Origin of the sequence: Chryseobacterium lathyri (genome assembly GCF_003290185.1) — a bacterium.
Classification (GTDB): Bacteria; Bacteroidota; Bacteroidia; order Flavobacteriales; family Weeksellaceae; genus Chryseobacterium; species Chryseobacterium lathyri.
Map to the genome: position 1 here is coordinate 20,477 of NZ_QNFY01000016.1, position 24,691 is coordinate 45,167.

Here is a 24,691-nt window from a genome sequence, read left to right on the forward strand (position 1 = left end):
CTGTTTTTATCCTTAAAAATTTCCCAAAAATGACAGTCAATATTAATTTTTTTATATTTTTCCTGACTTTTGTCATCTTTTCAGATTAATATTTTAATTGGTTTTTATACTTGATATTAATTGCTCTTATTGTGTGGAATATGTATATTAGTTTTAATATATTGTTATCAAATCAACATCTCTGTTTTATTGTTTTATTTTGGTATGATTTAATATTTAAACAGGATTTGAATATTAATTTGGGTTAATATTATCTATATAATTTCTTTAAAATCTTCTTGCTTTCTCACATTATTTTTAAAATATTAGTCTGTTATTCAGTTATTTATAAATTTAAATTAATTTTTTATTAACTAATTAAAGAATAATTATATATTTAGCAACAAGTATTTCTACAAAGTTTTAGTGTAATTTTATGCAATCGATTACGCAATATTTAACAGGTTTTGATAAAACCGCAAAAAGAAAAGAATAAAAATCAAGCAGTATGACACAATCAGAATTTCGTTACGCCCACCATCCTGAAGATGCCAAAAAGTATACTACGGAAGATCTTAGAAGGGAGTTTCTAATCAATGATTTATTTAATGAAGATAAGATAAAATTAGTCTATACAATGTATGACAGGCTGATTGTAGGAGGTATTATGCCTTCAGCAAAAGCCCTAAAACTGGAACCGACAGACGATTTGAAAGCCGAAAACTTCCTTGAAAGGAGAGAATTAGGAATCATCAATGTAGGTGGTGCCGGAAAAGTAACGGTAGACGGAGAAGTATATGAGCTCGCCAATAAAGAAGCTTTATATATTGGTAAAGGGGCAAAAGAAGTAATTTTTGAAAAATCGGGTAATGCACAACCTTATTTTTACATCAATTCAGCTCCGGCACATCATACTTATCCGACAAAAAAGATCACGAAAAACGAAGCCGAAATTGTAGAATTAGGAGAAGAAAAATATGCCAACAAGCGTACAATCAACAAACTGATTGTCAATTCTGTACTTGAAACTTGCCAGCTTCAAATGGGAATGACAGAGCTTCATCCCGGAAGTGTTTGGAATACAATGCCTTCACATACCCATACCAGAAGAATGGAAGCCTATTTCTATTTTGATTTGGAAGAAGGACAGGCAATCAGTCATTTCTTAGGGCAGCCTCAGGAAACACGTCATATTTTTATGAAAAACCGTGAAGCTGTACTATCTCCGGAATGGTCTATCCACTCAGGAGTAGGAACTTCCAATTATACTTTTATCTGGGGTATGGCCGGGGAAAATATGGACTACGGTGATATGGACGGGATCAAAACTAACGAACTAAAGTAATTTTTCCAATGAATTTATTTGATTTATCCGGCAAAGTAGCGGTCGTTACGGGCGGTACTCACGGATTAGGAATGGCAATGGCAGAAGGTCTTGCCGCTGCAGGTGCTGAACTGGCGATCACAAGTACGACACCATCAAAATTAGAGGAAGCTTTAAACTATTATCATGATAAAGGCTATAAAGCGACCGGTTATCTTTTTGACGTGACGGACGAATTGGAAGCCGCTCAGAAAGTAGCTTTAATGGAGGCTACTCATGGAAAAATAGACATCCTTGTCAACAACGCAGGAATCATCAAACGTATTCCGGCGATTGAAATGGAGGTTGAAGACTTTAGAAAAGTAATTGATGTGGATCTTACGGGACCTTTCATTATGTCGAAATTAGTTGGCAAACATATGATCAAAAGAAAATCCGGGAAGATCATCAACATCTGCTCAATGATGAGTGAGCTTGGTCGTGACAATGTAGTTGCTTATGCTTCTGCAAAAGGCGGCCTGAAAATGCTTACCAAAAATCTGGCGACAGAATGGGCAAAACACAATATTCAGGTGAACGGAATCGGCCCCGGATATTTTGCAACTTCTCAAACCGAACCGATCCGAGTGGATGGGCATCCTTTCAATGATTTTATCATCAGCAGAACTCCGGAAGGAAGATGGGGGAATCCTGAAGACCTTGCCGGAACGGCTATTTTCCTTGCTTCGGATGCAAGCCGATTCATCAACGGACAAATTATTTACGTTGATGGTGGAATTTTAGCGACCATTGGAAAACCTGCTAATGAATAACAACAGAATTAGATTAGAATGAAACCTTTTATTACAGATCAATTTTTACTACAAAATAAATACGCTGAAGAATTATATTTCAAGTATGCAGAAAAGCAACCCATTATTGATTATCATAATCATTTGATTCCTAAAGATATTGCAGAAGACACTGTCTTTGAAAATATCTCAAAGGTTTGGATTGCAGGTGACCATTACAAATGGAGAGCGATGCGTACCATGGGCGTGAACGAAAAATTCATCACGGGAGATGCCTCAGACAAGGAAAAATTTGAAGCTTGGGCAAAAACGGTTCCTTATACATTGAGAAATCCTTTGTATCACTGGACGCATTTAGAATTAAAAAGATATTTCGGAATTGATGAATTATTAGATGCAGACAATGCATCTGAAATTTATGAAAACATCACCGCTCAGCTTCAGACTCCTGAAAAATCGACACGAGGCTTATTAAAAATGATGAATGTGGAATCTCTGTGCACAACAGAAGATCCTACAGATCTATTGAATTATCACCAGGATTTGGCGAAAAGCGATTTTAGTATTAAAGTAAGTACAGCCTTCCGCCCTGATAAAGCGATTTTAATTGAAAACCACAACTTCGCGGATTATGTTTCAAAATTAGGCGAATCGGCCGGAATTGAAATTAATTCTTACCAGACATTGTGCGATGCTTTACTAAAAAGAATTGAATATTTCCATGAAAACGGATGCAGACTGTGCGACCATGGATTGAATAATATTTCTTTCGAAGAATTTACAGAAGCAGAAGTAAGCACGATTTTCAATGATAAATTATCAGGGAAAGTAATCGCAGAAAAGCAGGTAAATCAGTTCAAAACAGCCATTTTATTATTCTTAGGTGAAGCTTATCACAAATTTGGATGGGTTCAGCAGTTCCATTTGGGAGCTTTGAGAAATAATAACGAAAGAATGCACAGAATTCTAGGCCCGGATACAGGTTGGGATTCTATCGGTGACTTCGTTCAGGCTGAAACTTTGTCTAAATTATTAAACACTTTAGACGGAAAAGATAAATTAACAAAAACAATTTTATATAATTTAAATCCTGCTGACAACGAAATTTTCGCGACTATGATCGGGAATTTCAACGACGGCAGTATCAAAGGAAAAGTACAGTTCGGTTCAGGGTGGTGGTTCCTAGATCAGAAAGACGGAATGATCAAGCAGATGAATGCTCTTTCCAATATGGGATTGATCAGTTGTTTCGTCGGAATGCTGACGGATTCCAGAAGCTTCCTTTCGTATCCTAGACACGAATATTTCAGAAGAGTATTGTGTAACCTTTTCGGAGAAGAAATGAAAAACGGGGAACTACCTGATGATATCGAGCTCATTGGTAAAACAATTTCAGATATTTGTTATCATAATGCTAAAAATTATTTTGATTTTTAAATTTCAAATTAAATAAAAATCTCCCGCAGATTGAGCTGATTACGCAGAACTTTTTTAACATAATCATCTGTAAAATTTGCAAAATCTGCGAGAGATAAAAATAAAATTTTAAACCATTAAGGAAGTTTAAGATGTTAAATTGAATTAAGAAAAATCAAATTGATTTTAAATAGTCTTAAGGCAAAGCCAAACTTAACTTTTCTAAACTCCTTAAATAAATCTTAATGGTTAAAAAATAAAAGAAAATTTACCTTAAACGGTTAATTAAAACTATGAGTAACAAAATAGTCACATTCGGGGAAGTCATCATGCGACTGTCACCACCCGGAAACAGAACCATGAAGCAAAGCCATGAAATGGAATTCTTTTTCGGCGGAACGGAGCTTAATGTAGCGGCTTCATTGGCAACAATGGGTTGTGATGTGAGACATATCAGTAGTGTTTCCGATGATTTTGTGGGTGAATCGGCGGTTTCTTTCATCAAAAGTTTTGGAATCGACACGACTTTCATCAACAAAAATGAATACCCTTTAGGTTTGTATTTTTTGGAAGTAGGCTCTTCAGTTCGTGCAAGCAGAATTGCTTACAACAGATTAAACGGTTCTTTTGCAAACATAAAATCTGAACAAATTGACTGGAAAAAAGCCCTTGAAGGCTGCAAATATTTCCACTGGACAGGCATCAGCCCCGGAATTTCCGAATCAGCTTATGAAAGTTTGAAACAAGGTTTACAAATAGCCCGTGAACTGGGAATTGAAGTTACATCTGATCCGGCTTACCGCTCAAATCTTTGGAAATATGGGAAAAACGGGAACGAAGTTTTGAAAGAATTGGTTTCATATTCAACAATTTTCATCGGTGGAGTGAATGAAATTAATGAAATTCTCGGAACCCAGTTTTCATCAGATCAAGAAGGTTTCATCAAAGCCTGTAAAGAATTAAAACAGCAAATTCCTTCTATTCATAAGATTTTCGACAAAATAAGAATCGGCGTTACAGCAAGTTCTCAGCAGACGCAGGGAAGAGCTTTGGTTGAAGAAAATTATTTTGAAACAGAACTTCTGGAAGTGAATCCTGTGGTTGACAGAATTGGGACAGGAGATGCTTTTGCAGCAGGTTTGCTTTATGGTTTAATCAATTTTGATAACGAAAAAGCATTGAAATTTGCCAACGCAGCCTGCGCAATCAAACATACAATTCCTGGAGACATCAATTACTGCAGTGCAGAAGATATTCTGGAAGTAATGAACGGAGATTCAGGAGGAAGAATAAAAAGGTAAATGGCTTTTGGCCACTAACTAAACTATAAAACATTGTCAGGCTGAGCTTGTCGAAGTCTTAATACAAAAGTCAAAAACATGACAAAAATTCAATTAGTTACAAATACCATCATCAACCAGGGAGTTTTGCCTCTATACTATAGTGCTGATGAAATGGTAACTCTGGAAATATTGAGATCGCTTTACAAAGCAGGAATCCGTGCGGTGGAATATACAAGCCGTGGTGAATCTGCCTTGAGTAATTTCACGAAGATGCTAGAAATCCGTAATGCAGAAATGCCGGAAATGCTTTTGGGAATCGGAACAATCAAGAATGTACAACAAGCCGAAGAATATTATAAAGTGGGTGCAGATTTCTTTATCAGCCCGGGTTTTGTACCTGAAGTTGCCGAATTTTTAATTCCAAAAGACCTGTTGTACAGTCCGGGTTGTATGACTCCGACAGAAATTATAGAAGCTGAAAATTTGGGAGTGACTTTCATTAAATTATTTCCCGGAAACGCTTTAGGACCTGGATTTATGAGCGCTATTAAAGATGTTTTCCCGAATCTGAAATTTATGCCGACAGGTGGTGTTGATACGACAAAGGAAAGCATTGAAAGCTGGTTCAAAGCCGGTGTTTCTGCAGTGGGAATGGGAAGCAAATTGGTAAGCAAAGAATTAATGCTTGCTAAAGACTATGCAACTATAGAAAATGAAACAAAAAAAGTGCTGGAAATTATTCAGGCTTTAAATAATAACTAAATTCTTACTATTAATATGAGCTCAGTTAAGTCTCTTAAACCGAGTACATTCAGATGGACGATATGCTTTTTGCTGTTCATTGCCACGACCATTAATTATTTGGATCGTCAGGTTTTATCATTGACATGGAAAGACTTTATTGCACCCGAATTTCACTGGAACAATAATGATTATGGAAATATCACGGCATTATTTTCAATTTTCTATGCGGTAAGTATGCTTTTCGCAGGAAAATTTGTGGACTGGATGGATACCAAAAAAGGTTTCCTTTGGGCGATTGCTATTTGGTCTGTTGGTGCGGTTTTACATGCTTTCTGCGGAATTGCAACTTCAGGAGTTTTAACGGGAAATTGGCTGGTAGGTTTTGTAGAATCTAAAGAAATCATCAGCCGGGTAGACAACGTCGGCTCAATCATCAGTACGAGTGTTACTTTGTTCATTTTTGCACGTTTTGTATTGGCGGTTGGTGAAGCTGGAAATTTTCCGGCAGCGATCAAAACTACGGCGGAATATTTCCCTAAAAAAGACAGGGCTTTAGCTACCAGTATTTTTAATGCAGGAGCGACAGTTGGGGCTTTGGCAGCGCCGGTTACTATTCCTTTTATCGCGAAAGCTATGGGCTGGGAATGGGCATTTATTATCATCGGGGCGTTGGGATTTGTGTGGATGGGACTTTGGGTTTTCTACTATAAAAAACCTCACGAACATCATAAAGTTAACGAACATGAATTAATGTATATTCAGCAGGATCAGGACGATATGCCCAATGAAGATACAAGCATCCCGGAAAAGAAATTTACTTTCAGAGAATGTTTCAGCTATAGACAGACTTGGGCTTTTGCGTTCGGAAAATTCATGACAGACGGGATTTGGTGGTTCTTTTTATTCTGGACACCGGCTTATTTAAGTTCAGTCTACAAAATGGATTCCACGCAAAGTGCATTACCATTATTCGTCCTTTATATGATCACTTTATTGTCAATCATCGGAGGTTGGCTTCCAAAATATTTTGTTGAAAAAAGAGGAATGAACGCGTACACAGGAAGAATGAAAGCAATGTTAATTTTTGCATTTTTCCCTCTGTTAGCACTTTTAGCACAACCTTTAGGTACGATTACCTATTGGATTCCGGTATTGATTATCGGAATTGCTGGAGCAGCGCACCAGGCTTGGTCTGCAAATATTTTCTCGACAGTTGGCGATATGTTTCCTAAAAAAGCCATTGCAACTATTACGGGAATTGGCGGAATGGCAGGTGGAATCGGTTCATTTTTAATCAATAAATCTTCAGGATTATTGTTTGATTACGCTCATAAAGCTTGGACAACCGTTGATGGAATTCCTCTATTGGAAAAATATCCTCAATACATCAACGATCGTTTGCCGGAAGGCTTTTTTGAACAATTAGAAAAGTCAGGAGCGGTTATTTCAGATGGAATTGACAAAGGATACATGATCATTTTTTCAATCTGTGCAGTGGCATATCTAATTGCATGGACGGTGATGAAATCATTGGTTCCAAAATATAAAGTTATAAGTAAATAATGATGGAAAATCAGATAAAACATAAATTAAATCGTGAATTACACGGTTCTCAGGAAAAGCTTCCAATCAAAATTGTACAGTTTGGCGGTGGGAATTTTATGAGAGGATTCACAGATTATGTGATTGATAAATTAAATAAAGAAGCAGGATTTAAGGCAGGAATTGTAAACGTTCAGCCTACGGCAGGCGGTTCGGTTCATAAACTGGAAGAGCAGGATAATTTATACACACTTTTCTCAAGAGGAATTAAAAAAGGTGAGATCATTGATACAAAACAGGTGATTTCTGCGATTCAAAAATCAATTAATCCATATACCAATTACGATAAATTCTTAGCGTTGGCGGAAGAGAAAGAATTAGAATTTATCTTTTCCAATACGACAGAAACGGGAATTGCTTACGATGAATCAGAAAAAAATTACGTCGGTCCGCACAAGAATTTTCCTGCGAAACTAACGGTTTTATTGCATGAAAGATTCAAACACTTCAATGGAGCAGAAGACAAAGGGTTGAGAATTATTCCTTGCGAATTGATCGAAGACAATGCTTTGGCTTTAAAAGAAATTATCCTAAAATATGCCCAACTTTGGAATTTAGATGATAACTTTGTGCAATGGATTGAACAAAGCAATTATTTCCACAATACATTGGTAGACAGAATTGTTCCGGGTTATCCGAAAGATGATGCAGGATCCTACGAGGACCAATTGAATTACGAAGATCAAATGATGGTGGTTTCAGAAGTGTTTTTGCTTTTTGTGATTCAGGACGCGGCAAATTTAAAAGAAAGAATTCCTTTCGATACAATTGACGAGCAAATTTTGGTTGTTGATGATATTCAGCCATACCGTTTGAGAAAAGTGAGAATTTTGAACGGCGGCCATACATTAATGTTGGCTCCGGCAATTTTATCAGGAAAAGAAACGGTAAAAGAATCTATTGATGATCAATTTTTAGGTAAATTCTTAAGTGAAACGATTTTCAATGAGATTAATCCTACATTAGGTTTGGATGAAAGTGAATTGAAATATTTTGCTGAAGAAGTTTTCGACAGATTCAGAAACCCTTTTATCAAGCATTATCAGGCAAGTATCGCCTTGTATTTTGTTTCTAAGTTTAAAGTGAGGATTCTTCCGAGTTTATTGAAATATGTTGAAATTAACCATAAATTACCGCTTAACTTAACCTTTTCATTGGCAAGTTTAATCCGATTCTATCAAGGGAATTTGGGTGAAAAAGCTCTGCCTTTAAATGACGAGGAAGCAATAGTAAACAGATTTAAAGAAATCTGGGCCAACGAAGATTATGAAAAAGTCGCAGAATTGGCGTTAAGCGAAACCATTTTCTGGGACACAGACCTTACAAAGGTAAACGGTTTGAAATCTGCAGTAGCAAAAGCATTGTGGGAAATAGACCATAATGATATCGAAACTGCATACCACAACTTTATACAATTTTATTCTTAAAAAATTATGCAAAAGAAAGTACTGAAAGTAAATCCCAAAGATAATGTAGCAGTGGCATTGGTTGATCTGACGCAGGGAGAAACTGTTACTTTGGGTGATCTTACGTATGATATTATAAAAGACACAAAGGCAAAACACAAATTCGTGACCGAAGATCTTGCGGTTGGAGATGAGATTATTATGTACGGTGTTTTGGTGGGGAAAGCCAGTCAGCCGATCCGGAAAGGAGAGGTTATCACGACTGAAAACGTTAAGCATCAAAGCGCAAAAGTAGAAGGCAAAACAGAAACAACGGCTTGGACTGCTCCAAATGTTGACAAATGGAAAGATAAAACTTTCATGGGGTATCACAGAGAAGACGGACAGGTCGGAACAGAAAACGTTTGGTTATTTTTTCCTTTAGTCTTTTGTGAAAACAGAAATGTTGAGATTTTAAAAGATATTTTTGAAAAAGAATTGTTATTTGAAAAAGTAACAAAACATCAGTTATTATTAAGATCATTAATCAATAATTCTGAAACGGAAACCGCTGTTGAAGAAGATCAGGATTCAAGAGTTTTTAAAAATATTGAAGTTAAATTCATCACTCACCAAGGCGGTTGTGGCGGTATTCGTCAGGATGCGGAAGCGTTGGGAAGGTTATTGGCAGGTTATGTGAATAATCCGAATGTTGCCGGAGCAACGGTTTTGAGCTTGGGATGTCAGAATTTACAGGTTCAGATTTTTACAGATGCATTGCAAAAAATCAGTCCGAACAATAAAAAACCGATCATCGTTTACGAACAACAAAAATCCGGAACGGTTGACGAAATGCTCAACGGAATTATCAAAGATTCTTATGAAGCCATCAAAAAAGCCAATGAAATTGAAAGAAAACCGGCCCCGATTTCAAAGTTAGTTTTAGGATTGGAATGCGGTGGTTCAGACGGTTTTTCAGGAATTTCTGCGAATCCGGTTTTAGGACAATTATCAGATTTAATGGCAGGAATCGGAGGTTCAACCATCCTTTCAGAATTCCCGGAATTATGTGGAGTAGAGCAGGAATTGGTGAACCGTTGCGTCAACGAAGAAGATGCCGAAAGATTTTTACAGTTAATGAAAGATTTTGAAAAATCTGTCGTTGCAGCAGGCTCAGGTTTTGATATGAATCCGTCACCGGGGAATATTAAAGATGGACTCATAACCGACGCCATGAAATCTGCAGGAGCGGCTAAAAAAGGTGGTTCATCACCGATAAATGATGTGTTAGATTTCACGGAATACATTAAAGAACCGGGTTTAAATTTATTATGCACCCCCGGAAATGACGTGGAATGTACAACTGCCTTAGTCGGTTCAGGCTCAAACGTAGTTTTATTCACAACAGGCTTAGGAACTCCGACAGGAAATCCGGTTGTTCCCGTTGTGAAAATTTCATCAAATACTTCTTTGTCACAAAGAATGCCCGACATCATTGATTTCAACACAGGAGACGTAATTACAGGTGAAAAAACAATCGACGAAAAAGCAGAAGAACTTTTAGAATTTATCATCGAAGTCGCAAGCGGAGAGGTAAAAACAAAAGCTGCAATTTTGAATCAAAACGATTTTATTCCCTGGAGACGGGGAGTAAGTTTATAATTGTTTTAATTATATAAATATTAGGGTTGAAAATGCTTTCTACGTTTGTGGGAAGCATTTTCTTTTGGAGTAAATTTAAACATAAATAGTACAAAATCTTCACAAATAAATGCAAAGCCTATATCAATAGGAACGGGCTTTAGCCCGTTTTCAAAAATAATTAGAATCAATGGCTTTAGCCAAAATTTAAATGCAAAAAGATAAGTTTAGATTCTTTTCAGAAATCAAGACAAAAGAAAAATCATCTCCTTTTTGAAGACTTCCTAATATAAAGCTGCGGAGCCAACACCACTTTTTTCTCAATCGAAACACCGGAACCATTCTCTTTTACGCTTTCAATAAACACCTGTCCGGCCATTTTTCCCATGATAACGGGAGTTTGGTCAACAGAACTCATCGGAAGCTCCATAAACTGAGTGAAAGGTTCGTTAGAAAAGCCAATAATGGCAACTTCCTGAGGTATTTTGATCTTACGTTTTTTCAATTCCTGACAAGCACCCAACGCTGCAAAATCACTTGATGAAAAGATGGCATCCGGAACGGATTTTTTATCCCAAAGTTTTTTTACCGCATCAATTCCTTCATCGATCGAACTTCCGGTTGTGATGATGTTTTCCTCTTTTACACTTAGATTATGATCAATTAAAGCCTGTTTGTACCCATTCAGACGTTTTTCATAAATTTCGAGATTAAGATCTCCGGAAAAATGGCAAATATTTCTGTAGCCTTCATTAATCAGGTGTTCCGTTGCCATGTAGCCGCCGCGATAGTCGTCTATAGTTACCGTACTGATGCCTGAAATGTCTTTTTTACGGTCAAAAAATATAATAGGAGTGTTGGTTGTATCCAAAATATTCTGAATATGTGTTGTATCAACAGTTGTCTTAGAAACCGACATGAAAATTCCGTCAACCTGGGCATTAAGCAAGGTGTTTAAGTGCCTTTTCTCAATATTTACATCCTCATGGCTCTGGCAGATAATCACATGATAACCATGCGGAGACAGCTCTTCCTCAATTCCCCGGATTACAGATGAAAAGAAATTGGTATTAATGTAAGGCACGATAATTCCTACGTTTTTTGTTTCCCCGCTTTTCAGAGCTTTGGCAAGGTTATTTTGCTTGTAGTTCATTTCTTTGGCAGTTTTCTTCACCAAATCTTTCGTTGCCTGGCTTATTCTCGGATGGTCGTTCAATGCTCTGGAAACAGTTGCCACACTTACGTTAAGCTTTTTCGAGATGTCATATATTGTGGCATTTTTCTTATTCATACATGCTTTTTCTGAAGTTTTCAGTATGTTCAAAATGACATACATTATAATCGTAAATTTAATCAAATTATGTCTATCAAAAAGGAAATATTATGATTTTATACAAGATTATGAGTGATTAAAATCAGATTAAATCTAAAATATATTGAATTGATTAACTTTTTTGGAAAATAGGTTGATGTTACCCAATGTAATTTTACTCCGGAAGCCTTGAGTTTATAAATCTCATTGATTATTTAAATCTCTAAGTGTAATAAAATCCATCAACATGAAAGAGCAGGATAGTGTACGCTTTCAAAATGTATATTTTTATGAAAATGAAATAAAAGGATGATTTTCGTTAAACCGTCGAAAATTATTGACTGATTTTTTATGAAAAGAAACGGAATAATTTTATTTAAAATGATATTCCTTTATTTTGTCATTCTTTTGAGTACTAAATTTTATTAATAAAAAATCAGGTTCTACAATAAAAAATTAATTATGAAATCTCAAAATACCTTAAACTTCTTATTAACTCTGTTTGTGCTCTTATTGTTTTCATCAGGGGTAAAAAGCCAGGATAAATTCCCCGACGGCATCAAAATTCCCAAATGGTTTAAAGAAAATACACCTACAGACATCAATAAATTAGGAAAAAAATATATTCTTACCGATAATGGAGTTAAAAATGACAGTACGGTTCTTCAGACCAAACAGGTTCAGGCAGTTATTGATCTGGCGGCTAAAAATGGTGGCGGGGTAATCATTGTGCCCAAAGGAACATTTCTGATTAGTTCCGTTTTTTTTAAACAGGGAACGCATTTATATCTGGAGAACGGCGCGAAATTAAAAGGAAGCGATGATATTAGTGATTTTCCGGTTGTAGAAACAAGAATGGAGGGGCAGACTGTAAAATATTTTCCGGCATTAATCAACGCAGACGGGCTGGATGGCTTTACCATCTCAGGAAAAGGAACGCTGGATGGAAATGGATTGCGCTTTTGGAAAGCATTCTGGAAAAGACGCGAGTGGAATCCTAAATGCACGAATATGGACGAAATGAGGCCAAGAATCATTTATATATCTAATTCTAAAAACATTCAGGTTGAAGGGATTACTGTGAAAAATTCCCCTTTCTGGAGCACTCACTATTATAAGAGTGAATTTGTGAAATTATTAAATCTGACAATTTTAGCACCGAAAGAACCGGTGAAAGCACCAAGTACAGATGCCGTTGACATCGATGGCTGCACAAATTTCCTGATTAAAAATTGCTATATGTCGGTCAACGACGATGCGATTGCATTGAAAGGCGGAAAAGGTCCGAAAGCCGATAAAGCTCCTGAAAATGGCGAAAATAGAAACATCATCATCGAAGACAACAGCTTTGGATTTTGCCATAGTGTTCTGACTTGTGGCAGCGAATCTATCCACAATTACAACGTAATTCTGCGTAACTCAAAAGTGAAAGATGCTTCAAGACTGCTACATCTTAAAATGAGACCGGATACGCCTCAACATTACGAATACATTACGGTTGAGAATATAACCGGAAACGTAAAAACTTTCCTGTATGTAAAAGGCTGGAATCAGTTTTTCGATTTGAAAGGAGAAGAAAAACCTAAAAAATCTTTAGCAAACAACATTCTGATAAAAAATATTGACATCAGTTGTGAAACGGCATTCGATGTTGAAAAATCTGATTTGTATGATTTGACAGACTTCACGTTGGAAAACCTAAATATAAAAGCGTTAAAACCCAAAGAGGAAAATTTGGATACGATTAAAAATTTGAAAAAAATTAAAGTAAACGTTACCCAAGTAGCTTCTTTAAATAAGTCATACGACAAAAAAGACGATTCCGACATTGCCGCAAAATGAGTTGTTTTTCCAAAATATTTGTTCTGATATGTTTATGCTCTCAATTATTGCATTCTCAATCTAAGGAAATTCAGTTCCTGAGCGGGACCGATTCTGAGCACACAAAAGAATGGGATTTTTGGATCAATGGTGGGAGGAAATCCGGAAACTGGAACAAAATTCAAGTTCCTTCACAATGGGAACAGCAGGGATTTGGCTCCTACAATTACGGAAGAGATTATGTGACGTATGGTAAACATTTTAAATTTAACGACGAAATAGGCTTATACAAACATAAATTTCTGGTTCCAGGTTCTTGGAAAGGAAAATCGGTTAATATCGTTTTCGAAGGTTCAATGACCGATACCGAAGTGAAGATTAACGGGCAGCTCGCCGGTGAAATTCATCAGGGAGCTTTTTATGAATTTAAATATGATATTTCAGACAAATTAAAATTCGGAAAAGAAAATATTCTTGAAATCAAAGTTTCCAAAATGTCTGCTGATAAATCCGTTAACAACGCAGAACGTCTTGCAGATTATTGGATTTTGGGAGGGATTTTCAGGCCTGTTTATCTGGAAGCAAGTTCTAAGGAAAATATTTCCTGGACAGCTATAGAAGCCAAAGCAGACGGAACTTTTCGCTCAAATATTTATGTAAAAGGAATTGAGTCAGTCAATCAATTAAAAGTTGAAATATTTGATGCTAAAAACATTCTCGTTGGCGAATCTCAGGTTAAAATCGAAAAAGGAGATACTTTAGAACAGATTCAATTCTCCGTTAAAAATCCAAAACTCTGGACAGCAGAAACGCCCAACTTATATAAAGCGAAATTCAGTTTAAAGAAAAATAAAAAAAGCATCTACGAAACTGAAGAAAAATTCGGATTCAGAACCATTGAAATCAAAAAAGGCGACGGAATTTACATCAACGGAACAAAAATTAAAATGAAAGGCATCAATCGACACGTTTGGTGGCCTGAAACCGGACGTTCTGTAAACAAAAATATCGATTTGATGGATGTTCAGCTCATTAAAGAAATGAATATGAACGCCGTTCGCTGCTCCCATTATCCACCGAATAAATCATTCCTTCAGATTTGCGATTCGTTAGGTTTGTATGTTTTGGATGAATTGGCTGGCTGGCAAAAAAAATACAGTACGGAAGTTGGAAAAAAGCTAGTCAGAGAAATGACTATAAGAGATGTTAATCACCCCTCAATTATTTTTTGGAGCAATGGAAATGAAGGTGGACATAATTTCGATTTGGATACAGAATTTGCAAAATATGATTTGTCAAATCGTCCGGTCATTCACGCCCATCATAAACCCGGAAATGCTTTTAACGGGATAGATTGCAATCATTACGAAGATTATTACAGCACAAAAAAAATCCTTGAAGGAGAAAATATTTATATGCCGACTGAGTTTTTGCATGCACAGGATGATGGCGGTGGCGGAACTTCCTTAGCCGATTATTGGGAACTTCACTGGAATTCCAAAAGAGGAGCGGGAGGTTTTCTCTGGGCTTTTGCGGATGAAGGTTTGGTGCGGACGGATTTCAATAATCAAATTGATGTAAATGCCATCAATGCTCCGGATGGAGTTGTTGGTCCGTATCGGGAAAAAGAAGGAAGTTTTTATGCCATTCGGGAAATTTACAGCCCTGTAAAAATTGATTTGAAAGCGCTTCCGGATGATTTTAATGGAAGCATTTCAATTGAAAACCGATATCATTTTACGAATTTAAGTGAATGTAATTTTGAGTGGAAATTGGTGAAATTTAAGACACCTTTTTCTTCCGAATCAGGATTTGAAGTAATTCAAAAAGGAAAAGCAGCATCACCAGATATAAAACCAGCTGAAAAAGGAAATATCAATCTCAATCTTCCTTCAGACTGGAAAGAAAATGAAGGTTTATTATTAATGGCAACCGATCCTTTTGGAAAAGAAATTTATACCTGGACATGGAAAATTGCTTCTAATGATGAAATTTCAAAACAGTTTTCAAAATCTTTAATCAAAGAATTTCCGGTTTCTGTGGTAGAAAATGATTCTTTATTTATTTTAAAATTAGAAGAAAAAGAATTCTCAATTGGTAAAAAAGACGGATTACTGAAATCAGTTATCATCGATAAAAAAGGAAAGAAAACAACCTTTAGGAACGGGCCCATTTTTGTGCATGGAAAAATGGAATTATCTTCAATAAAATCATTTGCAGAAGGGAAAAATCAAGTTGTTGAAGCTTCCGGCAAATACGGAAAGAAAATTTACTGGAAATTGAATTCCAACGGAATTTTAGAACTAAATTATGAATATTCCCTTTCAGGAGATTATCCGTTTGCAGGCGTAAGTTTTGATTATCCTGAAAATTATGTAATGAGTGCAAAATGGCTCGGAAAAGGGCCTTATCATGTTTGGAAAAATAGAACTCAGGGACAGACCTATAATGTTTGGCAGAATTTGAAAAACTCGACACGAACGGGTTTTTCACCTTGGATTTATCCTGAATTTAAAGGATATTACGATGATATTTCGTGGCTGCAGTTAGACACTGCAGAAGGGAAAATCACCATCGGGACAAAAGAAGAAAAGATGTTTGTAAGACTCTTTGATTTTTACGGAATTTATGGGGCAGAAGGTTATCCGAAATTGCCAACCGGAAATATTTCATTTTTAGATGCAATTCCGCCGTTGGGAACTGTTCTGGCTTTTAATATTAATGATAAAACCGAATCTTTAGGACCGGAAAGTGAACTGAATCACCTGACCGGAAAGTTTAAAAGAACACTGTATTTCTATTTCGGTTTACCTGATTTAGGAGATGAAAGGAAGCAGTTTACAATGCCGGAAGTCAATATTTTAACCGATTGATTATGAAAAACTGGATAGGAATTATAACCGTTTTTATTTGTTCATCGATGTTTGCACAACAAACCAATTTTAAATTTGATTTTGGAGGAGGCAGAACTCAGGATGGTTATATTCCCATTACGGAACATTCTAAATTCGACAGAAAAATGGGTTATGGATTTATGGATATTTCCGGCTTGAAGTCCGTTGACAATGGAGGAAATGCATTGACGGGAGATTATATCACCAGCGACAAACCTTTCTATTTTTCGGTGGTAATTCCGGAAGGAAATTATGATATTAAGCTAAACCTAGGCGATTTTAAAGGAACTTCTGAAACAACAGTTCGTGTAGAAAACCGCCGTCTGATGCTGGACGATGTGAAGACAAAAGAAGGTGAAGTTGTCGAAAAATTGATAACCGTTCACATTAAAGACAGTATTATTCGTAACCAAAATGGAATTGAAATTGGGACTGTAAAATTAAAACCGAGAGAAAGAAAATATTTACATTGGGATAATTTACTGACGATTGAATTTAATGATAAAGCTCCAAAAGTTTGTGCAATGACCATCCAACCCAACAAAACAGTGAAAACGATTTATCTCACCGGTGATTCTACTGTCGTAGATGCGCTTTACGAACCGTGGGCATCGTGGGGACAAATGCTGCCGTATTTTTTTGTTCCGAAAGAGGTGGTGATTGCCAATTATGCTGAAAGCGGAGAAACCCTAAAAGCATTTGTAGACCGCCACAGAATCGATAAAATCTGGAATAAAATAAAATCAGGAGATTATTTGTTTATCCAGTTTGGACATAACGACCAGAAATCCGGAAACAGTACGAAATCCGGATATAGAAAAAAATTAAAAGAATGGATTCAGAAAGCTAAGCAATTGGGTGCAGTTCCAGTTTTGGTTACTTCTATGAACCGCCGGGTTTTTGATGAAAACAATAAAATAGTGAATACTTTGGACGATTATCCAACAGCAATGCGTGAAATAGCAAAAGAAGAAAATGTATTCTTGATTGATTTGAATCTGATTAGCCAAACGTTGTTTGAAGCGATGGGAGTGGAAAACTCTAAAAAAGCATTTGTCTATTATCCTGCAAATTCTTATCCCAATCAACCGGATGCTTTGGCGGATGACACGCATTTTAATACATATGGGGCTTATGAATTGGCGAAATGTGTTGTTAAAAGTATTGTCGAGCAAAAATTGCCTTTGAGTAAATTTGTTTCAAAAAATTATATAAAATTTGATCCCCAAAAACCTGATGCTGTCGAAACATTTCATTGGCCGGAAAGTGTCTTTATGGAAGCATTAAAACCCGATGGAAACTAAAAAGTAAGAAAATGAATATTCAGTCTATCATAAAAATAAGTGTATTTTGTTTTGCATTTGGAAATCTTTCCGCACAAAACCCCTGGCCAACCACCACCGAAACGGCAAAACCGTGGACACGATGGTGGTGGATGGGAAATGCAGTCGATGAAGAAGGATTGAATCAACAGCTGACCACTTTAAATAAAGCAGGTTTTGGAGGCGTAGAAATTGTTCCCATTTATGGAGCAAAAGGCTTTGAAAATCAATACATCAATTATCTTTCTCCGGAGTGGATGAAAATGCTCCAATTCACTACAAACAAAGCAAAAAGCTTGAATATGGGAGTTGATATGGCCGTCGGAACAGGCTGGCCGATAGGTGGCCCTCAGGTTGATGAAGAAGATGCAGCCACAAAAATGATGGTTCAGACGTACATGATTTCATCAGGCGAAAAATTTTCAGGAAAAATTGCCTTGAAAGATGAGAAACAGAAGAATTTAAAAACAATAAAATTAGATATTGTAACTGCTTACAGCGAAAAAAATGAAGCGGTTGTCTTAACCGATAAAATTTCAAACGACGGCTCTCTCAATTGGAAACCGGATTCGGGAAAGTGGACCATCTATGCAGTTTTTACGGGGAAAACACTTCAAAAAGTGAAACGCGCAGCTCCAGGCGGTGAGGGCTTTACCCTAGATCATTTTTCACCTGATGCAACGAAAGATTATCTTAAAACTTTCGATCAGGCTTTTGGAAATTCAAACTACGGAATCCGTTCTTTTTTCAATGACAGTTACGAAGTTTATAATGCCGACTGGACTCCGCATTTTAAAGATGAATTTAAAAAAAGGAGAGGATACGATTTAAGTCCATACATCAAATATCTTGTCAGTAATGAAGAAAATGAGATAACGAGTAGAATCAAATCAGATTACAGGGAAACCCTGAGTGAATTGATTTTGAACAATTTTACCAAGAATTTTACAAGCTGGGCCCATTCCAAAAACTCAAAAAATACCAATCAGGCACATGGTTCGCCCGGAAATTTACTGGATTTGTACGCAGCAGTTGATATTCCTGAATCTGAAACTTTCGGAAGCTCTATTTTTGAAATTCCTGGATTGAGAAGAGACAGTGCAGATGTTCAAAAGTCAGATATTCCTGATTTCAATATGCTGAAGTTTGCGTCATCGGCTGCAAATATTACCGGAAAGCAATTAATTTCAAACGAAACTTTTACCTGGCTTACTGAACATTTTAAAACATCCTGGTCGCAGGCTAAACCGGAGGTTGAGCAGGTTTTTTTATCCGGGATTAATCACGTTTTTTATCACGGTACAACCTATACGCCGGCGGATGTTCCTTTTCCGGGATGGCTGTTTTATGCTTCAGTTAATTTTGTCCCAGAAAATAGTTTGTGGCCCCATTTGACGGGATTAAATTCTTATGTTGCACGTACACAAAGTGTTTTGCAGAGTGGGAAATCTGATAATGAGCTGTTGATGTACTGGCCAATTTATGACCAATGGGCCAGTCCGAAAGGGAAGGATGTAACCTTTAAAGTTCATAACGTGGAAAAATGGCTGCAGCCAGCTCCGATGTATGAGAATTTGACGAAGCTGAACAAAATGGGCTATTCTCTTGATATGATTTCTGATAAAATGATAGGAGAATCAGAATCGGAAAACCGGAAAATCCAGATTGCAGAGGGAGGATCTTCCTATCAGGTTTTAATCATTCCTGAATTAACTTATTTGCCAGAAACTACGTTAATTAATATTCTTAAATTAGTTCAAAACGGTGCTTCAGTTATTTTTCAAAACGAACCAAAAGATATTCCCGGATATTTTGAAATCGAAAAAAGGAGAGCAACATTAAAATCTTTGTGGGCCCAGATTCCGTTTCAGAATCAGGGAGGAAATATGAAAATTGCCACATTTGGAAAAGGTAAAATTGTATTAAACTCCGATGTTGAGAAAGGGTTGGAATATTTAAAAATAAAGGGAGAAAAATTAACGGAAACCGGATTGAAATTTGTGAGAAGACAGTTTGATGGCGGAAAATACTATTTCATTGTTAACCATACTGCAAAGGAAATCAGTCAATTTATTCCTATAAATGATACAGGAAATCAAACGGTGATCATGAATCCGGAAAACGGAGATTTCGGAGTGGCGGAAACACAAAATAATTCCGTGAGAATTCAGCTGAAATCCGGGCAGTCTTTAATTCTAAAAATTAATGAAACCACAGATCGCTCAATTCCAAAATGGGAATATATTGAAAAGACAGATTTTCCCATCAATTTAAATCAAAATTGGCAACTGACTTTCAAAGAAGGCGGCCCCGAACTTCCAAAATCAAGAAACTTAAAAAAACTGGAACCCTGGACGAATTTTTCACAAGATCCCTTAACACAGAGTTTTTCGGGAACTGGTGTTTATACAACGGAATTAAATTTAAAAAATAAAAAGGCAGACGATTATCTTTTGAAATTTGATAAATTGTATGAAAGTGCCAAAGTAATCGTAAACGGTCAGGAAGCAGGAATTGTCTGGAGTATTCCTTTTGAAATTAACATTGGGAAATATCTGAAAAAAGGAAAAAATACCATTAGTATTGAAGTTTGCAATTTAATGGCCAATAGAATCCGATACATGGATCAGAATAAAATTCAGTGGCGTAATTACCATGAAATCAATTTTGTAAATATTGATTATAAAGCTTTTGATGCTTCCAACTGGAAAGTTCAGCCTTCCGGCTTGGATGGACAAATTCAGTTATTTCCATTATACTATTCGAAATAGAATAAAACATGAAACAGAGTATATTAAAATAATTTGCGCAATCGATTGAATTGTGTTAATTTAAATCATTGAGAATTATGAATATAAAATATAACTTTATTTTACTGATAATTCTTTTTTCACAGCTCCTTTCAGCACAAAGGCAAATGGAGTTTTTAAAAAGAGGAATTGTTGCAATACCTTCCGGATCAGGGGTTTTTGTGAGTTGGCGTTTGCTGGGCACAGAACCTCAAAATATCCCGTTTGATTTATACCGTATCGAAAATAACAAAAGCAAAAAACTGAATGAAAAACCATTGGTTAACGAAACCAGTTTTTTAGATAAAACGGCAGATAAAACAAAGAATTACACTTATTTTGTGAAATCCAGCACCAAGAATCAGGAGATTGATCAGGATTCTGCGAACTATGCAGCTAGTCAGAAACCCTATTTTTCAATTCCGTTAAAAACTCCGGTTGGATATACGCCAAACGATGTTTCTGTTGCGGATCTGGACGGTGACGGTGAATATGAAATCATCCTTCATCAAACCGGGCAATCCAAAGACAACAGCCAGAAAGGTTTTACAGATGAACCGATTATTCAGGCCTATAAATTGAATGGTAAATTTTTATGGGAAATTAATTTAGGGAAAAATATTAGGGAAGGCGCACATTACACACAGTTTTTAGTGTACGATTTAGACCAGGACGGTAAAGCAGAAGTGGTCATGAAAACTGCAGACGGAAGCAAAGACGGTAAGGGGAAATGGATCGGAGATCCTACAAAAGATTATAGAAATGAAAACGGATTTATCCTTTCAGGCCCTGAATTTCTGACTGTTTTTAATGGAGAAACAGGTGAGGAAATTAATACCGTTAATTATATTGTTCCCAGATTTCAAGGCAGCTTAAATCCTACTCCCGAACAGCTTACAGAAACCTGGGGCGATGCGAAAGGGAACCGTGTAGACCGGTTTTTGGGCGCAGTTGCTTATCTGGATGGCAAAACGCCGAGCATTATTATGTCTAGAGGGTATTATACACGAACAGCAATCGCAGCCTGGGGTTATAAAGATAAAAAGCTCAGTTTGAGATGGCTGTTTGATACGGAAAGCTCGGAAGAAAATAAAAAATTCCGTGGTCAGGGAAACCATAATTTGAGCATTGCCGATGTTGATAACGATGGGAAAGATGAAATTGTCTTTGGAGCAATGACGGTTGATGACAACGGAAAAATACTGAACAGCACAGGCTTTGGTCACGGTGATGCTTTGCATGTTGGTGATCTGGATCCTTCTCATCCCGGACTGGAAATTTTTGATATTCAGGAGAGATTTGATGATGCTGGTGTGCACTTCAGAGCGGGTGCAACGGGAAAGGTTTTATGGAAACTACCATCTTTAGTGTACAGCAAGCAAGGAAAATTCCAAGGTCCCGGAAGAGGATTGTCTTTAAACATAGATCCCCGTTTTCAAGGTTCGGAATCCTGGGCTGCCGGAGCCGGGCTGAAAGGCATTTACGATACTAAAGGAAATAAGATCAGCGATAAAAATCCTGCCTGCAATATGGGGATTTATTGGGACGGAGATTTTTTAAGCGAAATTTTGGACGGAACTTCCGTGTCAAAATGGGATTGGAATAATGAAAAAACAAATATAATTTTTGACGCTAAAGATTTTCAGTGTGAATCAAACAACGGGACCAAGAAAAACCCTTCTTTGGTTGCCGATTTATTTGGAGACTGGCGGGAAGAAGTGATTTACAGAACCTCAGATAATCAGGAACTTCGGATTTTCAGTTCGACAATTCCGACGAATCACCGTTTGTACACACTGATGCATAATCCGCAATACAGATTGAGCATTGTTTGGCAAAATGTAGGCTACAACCAGCCTCCTCATACTGATTATTATCTGGATGAATCCGTTTCAAAGGTTCCTGCACCGGATATTTATACCATTAAGCCTTAAAATAGGTCTTGATGGTTTATAATTGAACAAATATTTAAACAAATACATTGTAAAAAAAATAAATATAATTATGAAGAAAGTACTAATGAGAGGCGCTCTTTTTGCGTTGATTTTCGGAATTTTATCCTCTTGCTCAGTTCAAAAGCAAACGAATGCAAAGAACGTTAGTCTTCCGGATAAAAAAGAAGTTTTGGAAGTTTCACGGAGGGCAAATCAATATTTCATGAACAAATGGCCAGATCCGGGAAAGGAAGTTGTCGGCAAAAAAGTATGGCCAAGCAATCTGTGGACGAGAGCTGTTTACTACGAAGGATTAATGGCTTTGTATAAAATAGATCCTAAAAAAGAATATTATGATTACGCCATCGACTGGTCTCAAAAACACAACTGGGACATGATGCGTGATACATATACCCGTAATGCCGACAATCAGGCTTGCGGACAAACATATCTGGACCTTTATGAAATAGACGGAAGAAAAAATCCGGAGAGAATAAAATTCGTGAAAGCTTCGATGGACAGTATGATTGCTTCCAAAAAATCAGATGACTGGTGGTGGATCGACGCGCTCCAAATGGGGATGCCAATTTTTACGAAACTGGGCAGGATTACAGGTGAACAAAAATATTTCGATAAAAATTACGAAATGTATTCCTTTACGAAATATAAGCACGGTGGAAATGGTTTATATAATCCAAAAGATAAACTTTGGTGGAGAGACAAAAGCTTTGTTCCGCCTTACACAGAACCCAACGGCGAAGATTGCTACTGGAGCCGTGGAAATGGATGGGTAGTTGCTGCTTTGGCTCGTACACTGGAAGATACACCAAAATCCGACCCGCATTATCAGGAATATTTACAAGATTATAAAGATCTGTTATCAGCTTTGCTTCCAATCCAAAGAGAAGATGGTTTTTGGAATGCAAGTTTACATGACCCTAACAATTTCGGAGGCAAAGAAATGACGGGAACCGCTCTGTTTATATACGGAATGGCATATGGTATTAATAAAGGCCTGATTGATAAAAAAACGTATTTACCCGTTGTTATAAAAGCCTGGAACGCTATTGTAAAAGATTCTGTTCAGCCTGATGGATTTTTGGGTTGGGTACAGGGAACAGGAAAAGAGCCTAAAGACGGTCAGCCACTTGCCATTGACAAACAGCCTGATTTTGAAGATTATGGATTAGGCTGTCTGTTGCTTGCAGGAAGCGAAGTTTATAAGTTAAAGTAAACCAACATTTGTTTGATTACATAGAATCTTTGATTTCAAGACAAACAATTATTATTATAGCATGACACTACAAGATGCGCAATCGATTTCATAGTATTAATTTTCAAATTCAATCCATAAGATAAAATTATGAATGCATTATTAGGAGTTTTTTTTCACTTCTTAGGAGGTTTTTCTTCGGGGAGTTTTTACTTGCCCTATAAGAAAGTAAAAGGCTGGTCCTGGGAAACCTATTGGTTGATAGGAGGAGTTTTTTCCTGGATCATCGTTCCGCCGCTTGCGGCATTTCTTACCATCCCTAATTTTTGGGAAATTATCCTGAATGAAAGTTCTTCCATATTGGGGCTTACGTTTTTGTTTGGTGCTTTGTGGGGAATTGGAGGTTTTACTTATGGCTTGGGGGTTCGGTATTTGGGAGTAGCACTCGGAAGCAGCATTATTTTGGGGCTTTGCATGGTGTTTGGCTCGCTGGTTCCTTCTATTTATTATGAATTTTCTCCGCAAACAGGAAAAGATAATATCGGTTTATTGTTTTCCAGCAAATGGGGCCAGTTTGTTCTATTAGGGCTTCTGGTTTGTGTAGTTGGAATCATTATCAGCGGAAAAGCAGGGATGATGAAGGAAAGAGAACTGCAAACCGATTCAACAGATCCTCACGGTGTAGAAGTAAAAACGGAGTATAAATTCGGATTGGGATTAATTGTTTCTATCATTTCCGGAGTTTTAAGTGCGTGCTTCAACTTCGGACTGGAGGCCGGAAAGCCAATGGCAATCGTAGCCAATGAATTATGGAAAAATTCTAACCCGGGACAGGGAGAATTCCTTTTTCAAAATAATGTAACGTATGTTGTTGTGCTTTGGGGCGGAATGGCAGTCAACCTTGTAGGCTGTTTGTATTTAGCCATTAAAAATAAATCATATACCGATTATACCAAAAGAAACGTACCGGTTTTACGAAACCTGATTTTCTGCGCGCTTGCCGGAACTATGTGGTTTTTACAGTTTTTCTTTTACGGTATGGGCGAAAGTAAAATGGGCAATGGCGCCAGTTCGTGGATTTTACACATGGCATTTATCATTTTTATAGCTAATTTATGGGGAATTATCATCAAAGAGTGGAAAGGAGTTTCTAAAAGAACCATTACTACCATTGCTGTTGGAATGATCGTCATGTTTATTTCTATTTTGATGGTAGGATACGGAAACTCTTTGAGATAAGC

16 protein-coding genes are annotated in these 24,691 nt (G+C 36.9%); 15 read left to right on the top strand and 1 reads right to left on the bottom strand.

The window, feature by feature from the left end; translation table 11 throughout:
• Positions 1–487 precede the first annotated feature (487 nt).
• The 8 genes from kduI to DRF61_RS19680 all read left to right on the top strand — a co-directional run bounded on the left by kduI (position 488) and on the right by DRF61_RS19680 (position 10,186).
• Positions 488–1,324, top strand: a complete 837-nt coding sequence (gene kduI / locus DRF61_RS19645; RefSeq protein ID WP_111960249.1) for a 5-dehydro-4-deoxy-D-glucuronate isomerase — start codon at positions 488–490, stop codon at positions 1,322–1,324.
• An 8-nt stretch (positions 1,325–1,332) separates the two neighbouring features.
• Positions 1,333–2,115 carry a gluconate 5-dehydrogenase gene (locus tag DRF61_RS19650; protein ID WP_111960251.1) on the top strand — a complete coding sequence of 261 codons (783 nt, stop codon included), beginning with the start codon at positions 1,333–1,335 and terminating at the stop codon, positions 2,113–2,115.
• 18 nt (positions 2,116–2,133) lie between these two features.
• On the top strand, positions 2,134–3,531 hold the full coding sequence (uxaC, locus tag DRF61_RS19655; protein ID WP_111960253.1) for a glucuronate isomerase: 1,398 nt from the start codon (positions 2,134–2,136) through the stop codon (positions 3,529–3,531).
• A 272-nt stretch (positions 3,532–3,803) separates the two neighbouring features.
• Complete coding sequence (locus DRF61_RS19660; RefSeq protein WP_111960255.1) at positions 3,804–4,811, top strand: sugar kinase; 1,008 nt, start codon at positions 3,804–3,806, stop codon at positions 4,809–4,811.
• Between the two features lie 78 nt (positions 4,812–4,889).
• Positions 4,890–5,555 (top strand): beta/alpha barrel domain-containing protein, encoded by a 666-nt coding sequence (locus DRF61_RS19665; protein WP_111960257.1) that lies wholly within the window; start codon positions 4,890–4,892, stop codon positions 5,553–5,555.
• Between the two features lie 15 nt (positions 5,556–5,570).
• The gene (locus DRF61_RS19670; protein ID WP_111960259.1) at positions 5,571–7,100 is read left to right on the top strand and encodes an MFS transporter; all 1,530 of its coding nucleotides are present in this window, start codon (positions 5,571–5,573) and stop codon (positions 7,098–7,100) included.
• A 2-nt stretch (positions 7,101–7,102) separates the two neighbouring features.
• Positions 7,103–8,566, top strand: a complete 1,464-nt coding sequence (locus tag DRF61_RS19675; protein WP_111960335.1) for a tagaturonate reductase — start codon at positions 7,103–7,105, stop codon at positions 8,564–8,566.
• A 6-nt stretch (positions 8,567–8,572) separates the two neighbouring features.
• Positions 8,573–10,186: a UxaA family hydrolase gene (locus DRF61_RS19680; protein ID WP_111960261.1), complete on the top strand. Its 1,614-nt coding sequence runs from the start codon at positions 8,573–8,575 to the stop codon at positions 10,184–10,186.
• A 241-nt stretch (positions 10,187–10,427) separates the two neighbouring features.
• On the opposite strand, the gene DRF61_RS19685 is transcribed toward DRF61_RS19680, so the two are convergent.
• A complete protein-coding gene (locus DRF61_RS19685; RefSeq protein WP_111960337.1) occupies positions 10,428–11,456 on the bottom strand; it encodes a LacI family DNA-binding transcriptional regulator in 1,029 nt (342 codons plus the stop codon).
• A 483-nt stretch (positions 11,457–11,939) separates the two neighbouring features.
• On the opposite strand from DRF61_RS19685, the gene DRF61_RS19690 reads away from it, so the two are divergent.
• From DRF61_RS19690 to rhaT, 7 genes are all read left to right on the top strand, one after another.
• Positions 11,940–13,319 (top strand): rhamnogalacturonidase, encoded by a 1,380-nt coding sequence (locus DRF61_RS19690; protein ID WP_202974508.1) that lies wholly within the window; start codon positions 11,940–11,942, stop codon positions 13,317–13,319.
• Between the two features lie 47 nt (positions 13,320–13,366).
• Positions 13,367–16,171 carry a glycoside hydrolase family 2 TIM barrel-domain containing protein gene (locus DRF61_RS19695; RefSeq protein WP_228452551.1) on the top strand — a complete coding sequence of 935 codons (2,805 nt, stop codon included), beginning with the start codon at positions 13,367–13,369 and terminating at the stop codon, positions 16,169–16,171.
• A 2-nt stretch (positions 16,172–16,173) separates the two neighbouring features.
• Positions 16,174–17,496 (top strand): rhamnogalacturonan acetylesterase, encoded by a 1,323-nt coding sequence (locus tag DRF61_RS19700; RefSeq protein ID WP_111960265.1) that lies wholly within the window; start codon positions 16,174–16,176, stop codon positions 17,494–17,496.
• Between the two features lie 11 nt (positions 17,497–17,507).
• Positions 17,508–20,285, top strand: coding sequence for a glycosyl hydrolase (locus DRF61_RS19705; RefSeq protein ID WP_111960267.1), 2,778 nt, complete (start codon positions 17,508–17,510; stop codon positions 20,283–20,285).
• 146 nt (positions 20,286–20,431) lie between these two features.
• Positions 20,432–22,237, top strand: coding sequence for a rhamnogalacturonan lyase (locus DRF61_RS19710; RefSeq protein ID WP_238601926.1), 1,806 nt, complete (start codon positions 20,432–20,434; stop codon positions 22,235–22,237).
• Positions 22,238–22,307: 70 nt separating this feature from the next.
• Positions 22,308–23,471: a glycoside hydrolase family 88/105 protein gene (locus DRF61_RS19715; protein WP_174772303.1), complete on the top strand. Its 1,164-nt coding sequence runs from the start codon at positions 22,308–22,310 to the stop codon at positions 23,469–23,471.
• Positions 23,472–23,600: 129 nt separating this feature from the next.
• Positions 23,601–24,689, top strand: coding sequence for an L-rhamnose/proton symporter RhaT (gene rhaT / locus DRF61_RS19720; protein ID WP_111960271.1), 1,089 nt, complete (start codon positions 23,601–23,603; stop codon positions 24,687–24,689).
• Positions 24,690–24,691 lie beyond the last annotated feature (2 nt).

Excerpts from the sequence above, each read along its gene's own strand:
- kduI (WP_111960249.1), top strand. The coding sequence starts at position 488 with ATGACACAATCAGAATTTCGTTACGCCCACCATCCTGAAGATGCCAAA.
- DRF61_RS19650 (WP_111960251.1), top strand. The coding sequence starts at position 1,333 with ATGAATTTATTTGATTTATCCGGCAAAGTAGCGGTCGTTACGGGCGGT.
- uxaC (WP_111960253.1), top strand. The coding sequence starts at position 2,134 with ATGAAACCTTTTATTACAGATCAATTTTTACTACAAAATAAATACGCT.
- DRF61_RS19660 (WP_111960255.1), top strand. The coding sequence starts at position 3,804 with ATGAGTAACAAAATAGTCACATTCGGGGAAGTCATCATGCGACTGTCA.
- DRF61_RS19665 (WP_111960257.1), top strand. The coding sequence starts at position 4,890 with ATGACAAAAATTCAATTAGTTACAAATACCATCATCAACCAGGGAGTT.
- DRF61_RS19670 (WP_111960259.1), top strand. The coding sequence starts at position 5,571 with ATGAGCTCAGTTAAGTCTCTTAAACCGAGTACATTCAGATGGACGATA.
- DRF61_RS19675 (WP_111960335.1), top strand. The coding sequence starts at position 7,103 with ATGGAAAATCAGATAAAACATAAATTAAATCGTGAATTACACGGTTCT.
- DRF61_RS19680 (WP_111960261.1), top strand. The coding sequence starts at position 8,573 with ATGCAAAAGAAAGTACTGAAAGTAAATCCCAAAGATAATGTAGCAGTG.
- DRF61_RS19685 (WP_111960337.1), bottom strand. The coding sequence starts at position 11,456 with ATGAATAAGAAAAATGCCACAATATATGACATCTCGAAAAAGCTTAAC.
- DRF61_RS19690 (WP_202974508.1), top strand. The coding sequence starts at position 11,940 with ATGAAATCTCAAAATACCTTAAACTTCTTATTAACTCTGTTTGTGCTC.
- DRF61_RS19700 (WP_111960265.1), top strand. The coding sequence starts at position 16,174 with ATGAAAAACTGGATAGGAATTATAACCGTTTTTATTTGTTCATCGATG.
- DRF61_RS19705 (WP_111960267.1), top strand. The coding sequence starts at position 17,508 with ATGAATATTCAGTCTATCATAAAAATAAGTGTATTTTGTTTTGCATTT.
- DRF61_RS19710 (WP_238601926.1), top strand. The coding sequence starts at position 20,432 with ATGGAGTTTTTAAAAAGAGGAATTGTTGCAATACCTTCCGGATCAGGG.
- DRF61_RS19715 (WP_174772303.1), top strand. The coding sequence starts at position 22,308 with ATGAAGAAAGTACTAATGAGAGGCGCTCTTTTTGCGTTGATTTTCGGA.
- rhaT (WP_111960271.1), top strand. The coding sequence starts at position 23,601 with ATGAATGCATTATTAGGAGTTTTTTTTCACTTCTTAGGAGGTTTTTCT.